The organism is Bacteroidota bacterium, from assembly GCA_016718825.1.
In the GTDB taxonomy this organism is placed as follows: Bacteria; Bacteroidota; Bacteroidia; order J057; family JADKCL01; genus JADKCL01.
Window position 1 is genome coordinate 53,704 of record JADKCL010000015.1, and the last position, 14,555, is coordinate 68,258.

Annotated in this window: 8 protein-coding genes; 5 read left to right on the plus strand and 3 right to left on the minus strand. The window is 51.6% G+C overall.

The window, feature by feature from the left end:
* Nucleotides 1-6: 6 nt before the first annotated feature.
* The 3 genes from IPN95_17895 to IPN95_17905 all read left to right on the plus strand — a co-directional run bounded on the left by IPN95_17895 (nt 7) and on the right by IPN95_17905 (nt 4,928).
* On the plus strand, nt 7-1,284 hold the full coding sequence (locus tag IPN95_17895; GenBank protein MBK9451242.1) for a PDZ domain-containing protein: 1,278 nt from the start codon (nt 7-9) through the stop codon (nt 1,282-1,284).
* A 107-nt stretch (nt 1,285-1,391) separates the two neighbouring features.
* Nucleotides 1,392-2,507, plus strand: coding sequence for a hypothetical protein (locus IPN95_17900; GenBank protein ID MBK9451243.1), 1,116 nt, complete (start codon nt 1,392-1,394; stop codon nt 2,505-2,507).
* Between the two features lie 66 nt (nt 2,508-2,573).
* On the plus strand, nt 2,574-4,928 hold the full coding sequence (locus IPN95_17905; protein ID MBK9451244.1) for a tetratricopeptide repeat protein: 2,355 nt from the start codon (nt 2,574-2,576) through the stop codon (nt 4,926-4,928).
* A gap of 69 nt (nt 4,929-4,997) precedes the next feature.
* Here the strand turns inward: IPN95_17905 and IPN95_17910 are convergent, their stop codons facing one another.
* Nucleotides 4,998-6,788, minus strand: coding sequence for an aminopeptidase P family protein (locus tag IPN95_17910; GenBank protein ID MBK9451245.1), 1,791 nt, complete (start codon nt 6,786-6,788; stop codon nt 4,998-5,000).
* Nucleotides 6,789-7,018: 230 nt separating this feature from the next.
* Here IPN95_17910 and IPN95_17915 point away from each other — a divergent pair, with 230 nt between their 5' ends.
* Both IPN95_17915 and IPN95_17920 read left to right on the plus strand, forming a co-directional pair.
* Nucleotides 7,019-9,547, plus strand: coding sequence for a PAS domain S-box protein (locus IPN95_17915; GenBank protein ID MBK9451246.1), 2,529 nt, complete (start codon nt 7,019-7,021; stop codon nt 9,545-9,547).
* 76 nt (nt 9,548-9,623) lie between these two features.
* Nucleotides 9,624-11,567, plus strand: coding sequence for a hypothetical protein (locus tag IPN95_17920; protein MBK9451247.1), 1,944 nt, complete (start codon nt 9,624-9,626; stop codon nt 11,565-11,567).
* 90 nt (nt 11,568-11,657) lie between these two features.
* On the opposite strand, the gene IPN95_17925 is transcribed toward IPN95_17920, so the two are convergent.
* Both IPN95_17925 and IPN95_17930 read right to left on the minus strand, forming a co-directional pair.
* Nucleotides 11,658-13,901 carry a copper-translocating P-type ATPase gene (locus IPN95_17925; GenBank protein ID MBK9451248.1) on the minus strand — a complete coding sequence of 748 codons (2,244 nt, stop codon included), beginning with the start codon at nt 13,899-13,901 and terminating at the stop codon, nt 11,658-11,660.
* A gap of 81 nt (nt 13,902-13,982) precedes the next feature.
* The gene (locus tag IPN95_17930; GenBank protein MBK9451249.1) at nt 13,983-14,552 is read right to left on the minus strand and encodes an AraC family transcriptional regulator; all 570 of its coding nucleotides are present in this window, start codon (nt 14,550-14,552) and stop codon (nt 13,983-13,985) included.
* Nucleotides 14,553-14,555 lie beyond the last annotated feature (3 nt).

Consider the following 14,555-nt stretch of genomic DNA (forward strand, 5'->3'; position numbering starts at 1 on the left):
AAATCAATGGTCAAAATGAAATCGACGGGGTTTACCACGAAAATCGTCTTGATCGCTTTTGCTGCTGTTTTTGTGCCGATGCTCGGGTTCTCCCAGCGATCGGATGAAAGTGTGCGTGTAAAAGTTCACAAAACGCAAGAGGGACACTCCCTGCAAATTGAGGATGATGTTCCGGCAGGAGATGCCGAGAATCTCAAAGAACTCATGAGCAAATCGGGCGTGACCAATCAAATCAATGAAATGAAGCCGGGTGAAGAGGTTGATATCGTCATCCACCGCACCCAAGAAGGAAACAATCCGGCAGAGGTTACATTTGAAGTCGCCAACAAGACCACACCGGTAGCCGATTCCTTGGTTGCCAAGTCGATTTCGGTGCCCGTTGCCGTTCCGACGCCCGCGCCTTTACCTGCGCCCAAGCCCGTTTCCAAGCCCGTCGTAACGCCGACTCCGACCCCCAAACCCGTGGTTACGCCGGCACCGAAGCCAACCCCTGCGCCCAAGCCGGTCGTAGCAACGACGCCCAAACCCGTCGAAAAGAAACCGGCATTTTTGGGTGTACATTATGAAATGGAATTCGGATCTACCAGCGGATCTCACATTACAAAGGTTGAACCCGGCACACCTGCATTTAAAGCAGGACTGAAGCCCGGTGACGTCATCACCCAAGCCGATGGGGTGGATCTCTACCAATTGGAGGATTTGGCAGAGATTATCTCCAAAAAGAAGGCAGGGGAGAAGGTACGCATCACATTTGAGCGTGCCGGAAAGGTGATTACCTCCTATGTGACCTTGGAAGAGCGTGACGACCGGTTCTTTCAAAACAACCCCAATGGAGCGCCTACCTATCGTCTCGAGCAGATTTATGAAGAGGCGCCAACGAGCAATACCAAAACCCCGGATGACCGTTATTTTAATGCGGATGCTGCAGCAGGCCCGCTTTTGGGCGTCGTGATGATCCAACTTCCGAGGAAATTCGATTCCAACGGTGTTGAAATCATTGAAAAGTCCAACGGTGCTTTGGTGGACAATATCATTCCAAATTCGGCAGCTGCGGAAATTGGCTTGCGCAAAGGCGACCGCATCATCGCGGTCAATGGCAGGTCCATCTTTAATCCATCCGATGTCACCACGATGATCGGCAAGTTAAGGACGGGCGACAAGATCAGCTTGGCTTATATGCGTGCAGGTCAGCGCCTTATCGGCGCAGGAACGCTCAAGGATCGTCAGCGTTTCAACCTTCCAAATTTGGACAAAGGCGGCAGTACCATCATTTCCATGCGTTAAAATCGCGCGTGAATTCACGACGATTCTTGCAAAAGCCTTGCAGGCGATGCGCCTTGCCATGACGTTTTTGTCTTTTGAAACTGCCGGATTCCATGCAAATTGAAGCAATGAATTCGGAAGTTGAGCCACTAATGCTGCTGCAAATGCGCAACCTGAGTTTGAAACTCGGGCGCAAGCCGCCATTGTCGGCCATCCGATTGCTCGAGGAAACGATTTGGGGTACGCCGGGCGGAATGCGGTATCAGCATTTCGGAACGGCCGAGAAAATCAAGGATTTGGTGGATCCTTGGTTCATGTACATGGAAAAAGACGCGGAAACCCTCGGGGTTTTATGCCTCGATCACCGCAGTTCGGGCCCTTTTGAGACCTTTTACATCCGGTATTTTTCGTTTGCCGAGGCGATGCGGAGAAAAGATGTTTCGGAAAATGCCGGAGAGACACCCGCCTCGCGGGGGCAAGGATTGTTCAAACGGTTTTCAAGCAAATTCTTTGAATCCCCGACGCAGCTGCTTGAGGCGGCCGACACCTCCAAGGCGATTTTTTACGCCTACGTGGAGTTGGAAAATGCCAGAAGCCGTGATATGGTCAGCCAAATGGGCCTTACCGAATGCGGAAAATTCAGCACGCGGTTGTTCAGCCGCATGTTTCCACGCCACCAAACCCAGGTGCGCAGGTGCAAGCTGGCGGAACGCGAAGAGATGCGGCGACTTGTCGCTTCAAACTACCGTGACCACGCATTTTTTACCGACCATGGCCTCTTTTACAAAGACAATTTCTTCGTGATCGAGCAGGATGGCAAAATCGTTGCCGGATTGCAGGCGCATGAAACGCATTGGAAAATTGTGGACATCCCGGGAGCTTCGGGCAAATTTATGATGCGGTTCCTGCCTTGGATGCCCTTGCTCTCCCGCCTTTTTAATCCGGATGCTTTCAAGTTTGCTGCTGTCGAAGGTCTTTTTTGCCTGCCGGGTTATGAGCATCTCATTGAAAAGTTGCTGGAAGGGGTTTTGGCCGAATTGGATCTTTATACCGCCATTTTGTGGATCGGCACAGGATCCAAAATGGACAAAATGCTCCATGCCAATGTCCGGTGGGGCTTGATGCAGAAATTCCGAAAAGACACGCCGGCCACGGTCGTGATGCGAAATTATGGGTATGATTCCGCACAAATGTTGGAATTGGCCGATAATCCCGTTTATGTTTGTGCCTTTGACTCCACCTAAGCGGTTCACGCTGACAATTACCGAATTTGCTTAGTGCCTTATGATGCCTGAAAATCGATCGAATCCATGTTGAAATCAAGGGAAAGCTTCGGCTTTGCTGCCTTCCAAGACAAACGCTTCACCGAGAACCATTTGGGCTGGATATTGCTGGGGATCTACGCCACCATGAGCTTGGTTTGGGCATTTTCCGCCGATGCCCCTTGGGACGACGATTGCCCGACGAGATTCCTCAATACCCGCAATGCCTTGTCTGACCCCAATCAATTTGTTTCGGTCTGGAATCGACCACTTTGGGTGTTGATTTTTGCCATTCCTGCGCAACTGGGCAAGGTTTCCGTGCCGCTGTTGATGACCCTGATTTCCTCGCTCGGTGCTTGGATGCTGTGGCGCGGCGTGGTCAAACTCAACGTTCCCCATGCTTGGTTGGTCATCGCTTTGTACGCTTTTCAACCATTCTTTTTCGGGACCTCGCGCGTCGCGCTCACAGAGCCTTTGGCCGCGACTTTGATTTGCGCGGGATTCTTTTTCCTTGTTCACAAAAAATGGGGTCTGTATGCACTGATGGGTGGTTTGCTGCCTTTGGCAAGGCTGGAAATGTCCCTCGTGCTCATCGTTTGGATGCTGCCATTGCTCAAAGAGAAACAATGGAAGTCGATCCTTTGGATGCTTGCTCCCATGCTCCTCTGGAACTTGGCAGGCGGTCTTCTCACGGGAGATTTTAACTATGTTTTCAACCAGACTTTTGGTTTGGACAAAGGCGTGAATCGCTATGGACAGACCAGTTTTACGCATTACTTCGAAAGGTATTTTTATGTGACTGGCCCCGTTGTGGGCTTGCTCTTGACCCTCGGATTCGTCTATCGCATTCGGAACAAGTCGTTGAATGCTTGGATCGATGGCCAATTTCTGTTGGGCTTTTTGGTCTACGTGCTGTTCAGTTGGAAACTGAGCATGGGAAACGCAGCTGGTTTTCTGCGCAACCTTGTTCCGCTTTCGCCGTTGGCAGCTTTGATTGCCTTGGACGGATTCAATTTTGCTGCTGCAACGGTTTCCAAGGCAGGGTATGCGCAGCGGCTCAAAGCCCTGAAAAACGATCAACTGCTGCTGTCACTTTCGGTTTTGGCCTGTCTGGGAATCAGCATGGTATGGTTCAGTAAAACCTTGGTTTTGCATCAAATTCTCGATCCGAGGCCGAGTTATTTGCTGCTGGCTTTTATGGTCGCGGTGGTGGCAGTCGTCGGGATTTTGTACGTTGCCAAAGTTCCCGGCGTGGAATCGCTCAGACGTTTGCTTGCGGGGATGGGTGTTGCGGTTCTCTGCATTGCCTATAGCGCGATGACAGAACCGCCCAATGCAAGTGCCAATGTCGAACGTCAAGCGGTGGGCACGATCGCCACATTTTACAAAGGTTCGGAATGGCTTGGCCGTGAGGCCTATATCAATCACAATTGGTTTTTCTGGTCAGCGGATTTGGATGCATATCACCCCCGGTACAAGCGGGTGACGATGGCCAATTTGGATCAGGCAAAAGACGGTGCGATCGTAGTTTGGGACATCCATTATTCGACCCGGCTTTCGGGCGATGTTTTGCCTGAATATTTTGCTGACCATCCTGAATTCGTCGAATTGCTCCGTGTGGGTCATCCCGATCTCAAGGAATGTGTGATTCTTTACGAGAAGGTTGCCGGAGACAGCGCGGCGCGTATCGCGCGTTCGGAGGCTTTCAGTGTGCAAAACGCGCAGTTTTTGCCAGCCATAGCGGCAAGGGCCAATTTTTTGAAGTCACAGCGGGATTACCGCGGCGCCATCGAGCGCTTTGATTTTATGCTGGCCAACGTGCAAAATGATCCTGGAATCTGGTACAGTCGTGGCTTGACGATGATGGAGACAGGTTATTATACCGAGGCCATCGCCAATCTGAAGAATACGGTGACGCTGCAAACCCATCTACCGCTCGCATGGTACCACCTGGGCGTGGTGCAAGCGCGGACGGGAGACCTCAAAGGTGCCCTGATTTCGTTGAATCGCAGCCTCGCCTTGGAGAATGCTTCAGAGACACTGTACCACACGCGTGGTGCTGTAAGATCTGAAATGGGTGATTTTAACGGAGCCATCGCGGATTATTCGCTAGCCATCCAGTTGAATCCGGCCAATCTCCAGGCTTATTGCGACCGCGCAGCGGCTTATGCCCTTGGCAGGCAGATTCCACAGGCGCGGGCCGACATCAATATCGTGCTCGCTGCCAAACCAGATGATCTCCAAGCGATTTTTGTGCAAGGGCGTATTGAAATGCAGGCAGGAAACAAAGCCGAAGGCTGCCGTTTGATGCAAAAAGCCGTCGATGGCGGATTGAAGGACGCTGCACAGTTCCTGCTCAAGTCCTGTGGAGCCTCCGCCGATTCGTTGAATTTGCCCCAATAAGGTCTTGCGCACAATCAATCTTGGAATGGATCCTTTTCAAGGTCTTTGGAACAAAAGATGCTTCGCCTTTTACCGAAGGTAAGGTGCGCATTGTACTGCAAGCCATTCTCTTTCTTCGGGTTCGAGAAGTGGATTTAGCCGACGTTGAACCTCGGCATGATACGTTTTCAGCCATTCCAGCTCCAAGCGATCCAGCAATTCCCATTCGATCATCGTCGATTCAATGGGGAAGAGGCTGAGCGTTTCAAATGCGAAAAATTTCCCGGTGCGTGTCGATTCAGCTTCAACGACCAATACCAAGTTTTCGATGCGAATGCCATAACGATCAGGCTCATAGAAGCCGGGCTCGTTGGAAATGATCATGCCGGGTTCGAGTGCCGTGCGACTGCGAGGGCTTGCAACCGGCGCGATGCCTTGCGGACCTTCATGGACATTGAGAAAGTAGCCGACGCCATGGCCGGTACCGTGGCCATAATTCAATCCCGCGGACCAAAGGTGCATCCGAGCCAGCGGATCGAGTTGATAACCCGTCGTTCCGGCAGGAAACTTGGCTTTTGCCAAGCCAATGTGGCCCTTCAAAACCAAGGTATAGGCTTTGGCCGCGCCGCTTGGAACGGCGCCGAGCGCAAAGGTGCGCGTGATATCCGTCGTGCCGTCGCGGTATTGCCCGCCGGAATCCAGCAGGAAAACGCCTTCGGATTGGAGGGTGGCGGAGCCGCTCGCGGCGGGTCGGTAATGCACGATCGCGCCATTTCCGGCATAACCCGCAATGGCTGGAAAACTTTCGCCAAAATATCCCGCTTGTTGCGCTCTGAAGCTTGCCAGTTGTTCACCAACCGCAAACTCCGTGAGATTTCCGGTTTTGAGGGCATTTTCCATCCAACGCACGAGCCGCAGCAACGCCACGCCATCTTTTTCCATTGCCCGCCGGATGTGGCCCAATTCGACGGAATCCTTTTTTGCTTTCATCGCCGTCGAAGGGGCAACGGCATGGATTTGTTTGCATTCCGCTCCGAAAGCCTTTTCGATGAAAACGGAAACCGTGCCGGGATCAATCAACACGGAACCGTTCAGTTTTGAAAGTGCCTGCGAAAGTCCGTCATAGGGTTGCACTGCCACACCCGCCTTGGCAAGCTCCAATTTCAAAACATCGGGAACTTTAGCAGGTTCGACAAACAGAATGGCATTCTCCAAATCGATCAAAGCAAAGGCATAGAATACCGGATTGTATTCCACATCACGTCCGCGCAGGTTAAAAATCCAGGCGATATCGTCCAAAGTGACGACCAAATGCGTGTTGGCGCCAAGGTTTTGCATTTCCTTGCGGATTTCCGCGAGTTTTTCCTGACAACTACGTCCGGCCAGGTTGGCCTCATGCGCAAAAATCGGCGTCTCAGGCAATAAAGGACGGTCGAGCCAGGCCTCTGCAACGGGATCAAAGTCCGTGACAATCTCAATTCCTGTTCCTGCGAAAGCGGATTCCAGCCCGCGCATGGTCTCTATACTGAGCAGTTTTCCGTCGATGCCAAGCCGGTCGCCCGATTTGAGTTTTGTTTTAATCCAATCATAATGCTCCGGCGCACCCGAAACTGATTGCTTGTAAAATGTTACCTCGCCGCCTTCCAATTCTTGCGCAGCCTGCAAAAAGTAGCGCGAATCCGTCCAGAGACCTGCCGTTTCCAGGGTCACCACGGCAACACCTGCAGATCCTGTGAAGCCGCTGATCCATTCCCTGCTTTTCCAGTGGTCACCGACATATTCACTTTGGTGGGGATCGTTGGAGGGGATGATCAATGCCGCCAACTGCCGCGATAGCATGGCTTTGCGAAGAGAATCAAGCTTTTTTGCCGAATCTGTCATTTTCGATGCGTTCCATTTTAGTGGAAGTAATGTGGGCAAAATATGAAAATCAAGCGTGATTGTTACATGCCGGGGACAATGGTTTTATGAAAAATATCCGCATATCGAGATGTGACCTATTGTGGTTCAGGATTAACCCCTAAATTGGAGTTTGACAAGGATATTCTGTGTTCAACAACGTTAGTTCCAATTCGCGCTTAAGGCCCAGAGGAATCAACTTCGGAGGTCGTTTGAACGTTTACCGCATCTATACAGCTGCGGCGGCCATCCTTGTTTTCGGTCTGAAAGTGATGGTCGTGGATCCGGAGAATACCTTTGATCCACTTGCCATTCGCCTTTCGCTTTCTTTGTTTTTTGTGTTGATTCTTGCGGCAAGCTTCTTTTCTGATTGGGTCAAGGAGCGGATGGAGGGACTGTATGCCGTTGGGATGACGCTACTTGCGGGCTGGATGTGCCTGCTCATGCAACGCAACAGCTTCGCTGCGGAATTCATGTCAGGATTTAATATCCTCTCCATCGTGTCGATCTTGTTGTTTGAAAATCGGCGATTGATGGCATTTTTCACCATCGCAAGTTCCATCATGCTCGCGGTCGCCACAGTCACAGTTGGAAGTCCTCCTGATGGAATTTGGATCTTTTTGGGGTTGAATTTGACAGTGTTTCTCATTGGCAACGTTGCCGTGGCGGCGCGATCTGCCACGCGTACCAATCTGGAAATCAGCCTTAGCCACCTTCTCACCATTCAGGAAGCAGCGGTGGAAAGCAATTCCGACGGCATCATGTTGGTTGATCAAGAAGGTAATTACCTCAAAGCCAACACGGCTTTCTGCCATCTATGGGGGATTTCCCAGGAGATCATCGAGGGAAACCGGCTGGAGGAAGGCGAAAAGTTTGCAATGGCGCAGGCAGTTCATCCGGAGGAGGTGCGCAAGATTTGGAGTGGGAACGAAGGCGGAATGTCCATTGGGGAACTGCGCGAAATCGAATTTTTGGATGGCCGCATTGTGGAATCCTGTTGGCGCCCGATGATCAACGGAGACGTGCTGATTGGCCGACTTTGGATATTCAGGGATATCACCCAGCGCCGCAATCGCGAGCGTCAATTGCTGGAAAACGAACGACGCCTCCGCGGCCAAAACGAACGATTGATGGAGTTTGCCACGAGTTTCGTGACCAATGCCGGCAATTTGGAGGCATCCTACCAAGAGATTACAAGCGTTTCGGCCGATTTATTGGGTGTGGATACCGTTGGACTCTGGCTATTTGACAAAAATGCAGGTACGATGTCGATGCACTTGCAGTACGATAGAGAAACTGCAACGTTTTCCTCCGGAGCGACTGTTTCCATCAATGCGCATCCTGCCTATTTTGAGGCCCTATTTAAAAACAGGGTACTTGTCGTCAATGACACGCTCAAAGACGCAACCACACAACCTTTTTACAAAGGCGAATACAGTGGTCGCGCCCTCGCCCTCATGCATGCGCAGATACAGGCGCAAGGCGAGCGCATCGGGTTCATGAGCTTCGAATGCGCCGATGAAGCACGTCAATGGACCGCTGACGATCAACATTATGCAGCCTCCCTTGCCGATTTGGTTTCGATCGCGATGGCTTCCGATCATCGGCAGCGCGCCCAAGACGAACTTTCAAGTTCGCATGCCATCATGCAGGCCATTTTTGACCTGTCTGAAACGGGCATCATCGTGGAAGACAGCGAACACAACATCCTCAAATACAACGAACTCTATCTCAAAATCTGGAATATGTCCAAGGAGTTTGTGGAAACACAACCCTATCCGGTATTGTTGGCACGCTGCTTGGAGCAGCTCAAGAATTCCGAATCCATCCAAGAGGGCCTCGACAAAATCAAGATTCGCCCAGGTATGGAATATGCCGGGATCATGGAGTTTCACGATGGCACGATTGTCGAACGTTATTCCAAAGCCATCAATGTCGGCGAGACCCTCAAAGGAAGGGTTTGGTTTTATCTGGACATCACGGAAAGGAAGCGCAAAGAGCTCGAACTCATCAACCGCAACTTCGAGCTTGACAGTTTTGTGTACCGCGCCTCGCACGACCTGAAGGCTCCGTTAAACTCCATTATGGGGCTCATCGGCCTGATCAGGGAGGAGCATGACCTCGATACGATCTTGCGCTACGTCACCATGATGGACAAAAGCGTGAAAAAGCTCGATGATTTCATCCGGCAGCTCACGCAATTTTCCCAAGATGCAAGGCTCAAAATTGTGCGCAAACCGATCGATTTCAAGGAAATGGTCGACGACATTCTCGCTGATCTGCGCTTCATGGACAACGCCGCGCGATTGGCGATCACCATCGATGTGCAGCAGGCAAAAACGTTCCATTCCGATCCGGTGCGTTTGAGCATTGTTTTCTCCAATTTCCTGTCGAATGCCATCAAGTACCAAGACCTGAAAAAGGAGAAATCCACATTGTTGATCCAGATCGTTGCCGATGAAACCCAAGCCGTCTGCCGCTTTGAAGACAATGGATTGGGGATTGATGCCGACCATTTGGAAAAGGTGTTTGACCTATTTTTCAGGGCCTCCGTGCAAGCCACAGGTTCCGGCTTGGGGCTTTACATCACCCACAACGCGATTCAAAAGCTCGGAGGCAATGTCAAAGTGACTTCGGAATTGGGAAAGGGCACTGCATTCGTTTTGACTGTTCCAAATGTTGTAGCTGCTGAGGACGATGTTGTTGCAGCCAAACAGGACATTGAAACACAACCTGTGTAAAACCCCGCAGTGGGTACGAACAAACGCGTCGTAAATTGTCGGCGTGTCAGGATGGATCCGTATATTGATAATGGCGATGCTGATTCCCGTAATGGGGAATTCGCAAATTCCTGCCGGGGTTTTGGCTGAATTCAGCACGAGCAGGGGAGGCGGTGTGCATCGTTTGCTGGCGAATGGTGATTTCCTCTACGCTGCCGAAGGCAGCAGTCTGTTGGTCTATGACACGCATTCGCCGACCTATTCCATAGCCTACGAAAAGCGATTTCCCGGCCCGATTACCGACTTGGTGTTGCACAAAGGTGCGCTCTACATCGCTGCAAATCATGATGGACTCACGAAATGGGATATTTCGATTCCGATCCGGCCAATGCTGGTGGGAGAATACCGTCCCGACGATTTTTCCACAGCATTCCATGACCTGCATTGGTCGGGAGATACATTGTTTGTTGCCGGCAACAATGCTGTTTACTTGCTCAAGGAATTGACCGGCATCGGGCCGATGTTTGAAAAAGACAAGCAAATCTTTGAGCAGATGGATGGCGTCGGGCGTGTGACGCATTGTGAAGTTGTTGGAGGGAATTGTGTTGCCGCCATTGTCGGCAAGGAAAAGGGCATCGGTCAAGGCGTTCATGCCTTCAAAATTGCACCCGAGGCCCGTCTCAATTTCCATCATTACGATGCCGGAGAAATCGTTGGCCTGCAGCGCCTCGGCACTACGTCACGCGTGCTCGCTTTTGGTGGGCATGCGAGCAAGGGCCATAGCCTGCTGTTGGGTCTTGATTTTGCCGATGCCTTGCACCCGCAACTCTATTTTTCCGATACCGTTTGGGGGACGAATGCCACGGTCGGAGCGGGCGTGGTCCAAGGCGATACTTTATTTGTGCCCATCACCGGCACCCTCCGCCGTGGATGTGCCGATTCGCTGGGAGCCATCGCCATTTATGATGTCAAAAATACTGCCCAAATCCGGTATCTAGGCCAATTGGCGCTGCCTGCCGCGCCATTACATGTCGCTGTCAGTGGCCGAATCCTGTTTGTCGCCATGGGCGACAAGGGCATTGTGAGCTACGATCTCAAGCAATGGAAAAGTGGAGGATGCTTTGCATTGTCTGGAAAAGGACGCAATGCAGGAACAGGAGGCTATTGCCGTGGTGCTGATGTCCAAGGGGAGCGGCTGTTAACCGCCAATGGTGATGCCGGCATGATCCTGCATCTGATCCAAAACCGGAAAACGATTGCCACCAAGACGTATGCACAACTTGGCAAGGTGGAGCAAGTACGGTTTTTGGGAGATGGCAGTTTTGCCGCTTGCTGGATTGCCGACAGCCTTGTGGACAGTTTGGTGATCATTCAACTGGCCGACGGCAAGAAAGTTGCTTCGTTGCCGGGACCATTTGGGCATCAAGCCGTCGGCACTTGGCAAGGCAGAGTGGTTTGCGTGAGGGCGGACAAAACGGGATTCGATATTTTGGACCTCCGCAATCCGTTGAAGCCCAAAAAAGATCAAACGGTTTTGCTCAATCTGAACGCGATGTACCTGGATGCGCTGGGTCGGTTGGTCGTGACAACTGAACACAACATTCGGGTGATCGATTTGAGTGCCGGAGGGTATACTGAAATTGCTTCACTGGCGCGCTGGGGCGAGGGATTTGGCGCGGTAGTAAGCGAATCGGATGCCATTTACGTCTGCACTGCCAAACGTGGAATGGTACGCTATCGCTTGGTCAAAGAGGGCCGTGCAACGATACTGCGCGAAGATGGATTTGCCCCTTTACCGCATAAACTGCCGCAAAAAATTGCCATTGATCCTACGGGGATTTATGTAGCCTACAACGATTTTGGGGTGTATGCCCTTGACAAACAGCATTTTTCAATGACAGGCTATTGGCGAACAGGCTTGGATTTTCTGGGTCTGCAAGCCGAAGGCCTCCAAGAGCTCTTTTGCCGTGATGGCAAAGTCTTCGTCGTTGAATATTTTGGCCAAGTGACCCTGCTGCAACGCAAGGATGTCGCGCAGTAGGGATCCTGAAGTCGGAAATGCATTCGAAGAGAAGAATCATTTTGCGCGCCAGCCCTACCTGAATTTTCATTCCGTATGAAGGCGCGATTTTCAGATTTTCTGCCACTTGAGCCTCAGACTATTGCCGACCACAGACACCGAACTCAATGCCATGGCCGCCCCGGCAATCATCGGATTGAGCAAAAATCCGGTGAAGGGAAACAAAACACCTGCTGCCAATGGAATTCCGATGACGTTGTACACGAAGGCCCAAAATAGATTCTGACGAACCGTCCGCACGGTCTTGCCGGATAGCAAAATGGCTTGCGGCAATTTGAGCAGGTCATTGGACAGGATCGTCATCTTGGCAACGTCGATGGCAATGTCGGAGCCTTTTCCCATGGCGATACTCACGTCTGCCTGCGCAAGCGCCTGCGAATCGTTAATGCCGTCGCCGACCATGGCCACAATTTTGCCTTCATCTTGCAGTTTCTTGACGAATTCGGCTTTGTCATTGGGCATCGTTTGACCCTTGAAATGCTGAATGCCGACTTGGGCTGACACCGATGCAGCAGTTTTTTCATTGTCGCCGGTGAGCATGTAAACTTCGATTCCGCGGGATTGCAGCATCCGAATGGCTTCTGCAGACGTTGCCTTGATTTGATCCGCAATGGCAATCAGGGCCAGAACTTTTGTCGCATCCGCAAACAAAATCACCGTTTTGGCTTCGTTTTCCCACGTTTCTTTCAACGTCGTCAATTCGGGAGCGATGCTGATTCCCGCGGATAACATCAAGGCAGCATTGCCGACATACCAAGTCCCGTTGGGTGCAACAGCCTTGGCGCCTTTGCCCGTGATGCTCTGAAAATCGGACAATTCGACATTTCCCTCGATTTGGTCCTTGAGGTAAGCGGTAACCGCCCGCGCAAGCGGATGCTCGGAGCGGGATTCCATGGCGTAGAGCATGGCTTTTGCATCAGAATGATCCGCGTTTTCATCCAACCATCGGATGTCGGAAACGGTGGGTTTGCCTTCGGTGATGGTTCCGGTTTTGTCCAGCACAATGGCGTTGACTTTATGCGCCAATTCCAGTCCCTCGGCGTCTTTGATCAAAATGCCATTTTCAGCTGCTTTTCCGACGCCGACCATGATGGCGGTTGGTGTGGCGAGTCCCAATGCACAAGGGCAGGCAATCACCATGACGGTCACCATCGCGAGCAATCCTTGGGTGAAGGCATGTTCGCCGCCAAATAGGGTCCATACGATCATGCTCAGCACAGCGATTCCCATCACGACAGGGACAAAAATTCCGGCGATTTTGTCCGCCAATTTCTGAACAGGTGCTTTGCTGCCTTGGGCTGCTTGCACCATGTGGATGATTTGCGCCAATACCGTCGCGCTACCGACTTTCTCCGCAACCATGTCCAAGCTGCCCGTTTGGTTGACGGTGCCTGCCAATACTTTCGCACCTGCAGCCTTTTCGACCGGGACGGGCTCCCCGGAAATCAGGCTTTCGTCTACGTAGGAAAATCCTGCGAATACCTCCCCATCCACAGGGATTTTTGCGCCGGGCTTCACCCGCAAGCGTTCTCCGGGAACAACTTCGGCGACCATCACCGTGGCTTCCTGACCATTTTCCAAGATTTTGGTCACCGTTTTGGGCTGCAAACCGATCAGCTTTTTGATGGCCGAGGAAGTTCCCGCCTTTGCGCGTTCCTCCAAGTATTTGCCCACGAGCAAAAAGGCAATGATCACACCGGCAGCTTCAAAGTAGACGTGTGCTTCAAGCCCTCTGCGGGTCCAAAATTCATGGAAAAGGGTATTGAATACGCTGAAACCGTAGGCGATGCCCGTGCTCAATGCCACGAGCGTGTCCATGTTGGCCCGGCCATGGCGTGCCTGCCGGAACGCTTGAACAAAAAACTGCCTGCCAAAGAAGAAGACAACCGGCGTCGCCAGGGCCCACATGATATAATTGGCGTAATGAAAGTGCATGAAGACCATCCCGAACAGGACCAAGGGGACGGACAATACCAAGGAGAAAATCATGCGGTTGCGCAGGCGCAGCAACGATTTTTGCTGCAAATCCTCCACAATCGAGGCGGCTTCTTCAGGTTCTTCGTTGACAATCAGGTCATAGCCGATAGCCTGAATAGCTTTCCTGAATTTCTCGGGATCCGTGATTTTGGGATCGAATTCCACCCAAGCACTTGCATTGGCGTAGTTGACGGTTGCCGAGGAAATCCCGGGCTCTGCTTGGAGCATGCTTTCGACGCTGCCTGCGCAGGCAGCACAGCTCATTCCGGTGATGGGAAAGCTGACTTTTTTGAGCAGTGAAATAGCTGGTGTATCCATGCTACAAAGTTGGCAGGCATGGACTACAGTGGACTTACAAAATTTTCGAATTGTTGTGCAAGATTCGCTCGACCTCTTTGCTCAATTGACCAAATCAAGCGGCTTGCGCCTAGGCAGACCCAATTCACGGAATTTTCCGGGGGGCAACCCCGTTGTTTTCTTGAATTGGTTACTCAAATGCGCCACACTGCTGTAGCCCAATCGATCGGCAATCTCGCTGAGGCTCAATTCATCATAGACGATCAACTCCTTTGCTTTTTCGATCTTCTGAAGAATGATAAAATGCTCAATGGTAATTCCCTCCACCGATGAAAACAGCGTGCTCAGGTATTTGTATTCGTGGTTCAGGGCCTCCGCGATCAGTTGTGACCAGTTGAATCGCAATTGCGCAAGGCTTTCGTTTTGCACTTTTTGAATGATCAGGTTCTTGATGGTTTCGATGATGCGGCTTTTTCGGTCGTCGATCCATTCGAAGCCTAAATCAGACAGGCGATTCATCAGCACTTGTTTTTGCTCGGCTGGCAATTCCTCCGCCTCCAAGCTCACCCAGCCCATGCCGACTTGAAAATGCCGATATTCCAGCTCGGTCAGCAATGCCTGAACAGCTGAAATGCAGCGGTTGCAGACCATACTTTTGATGTGGATGACCATTTT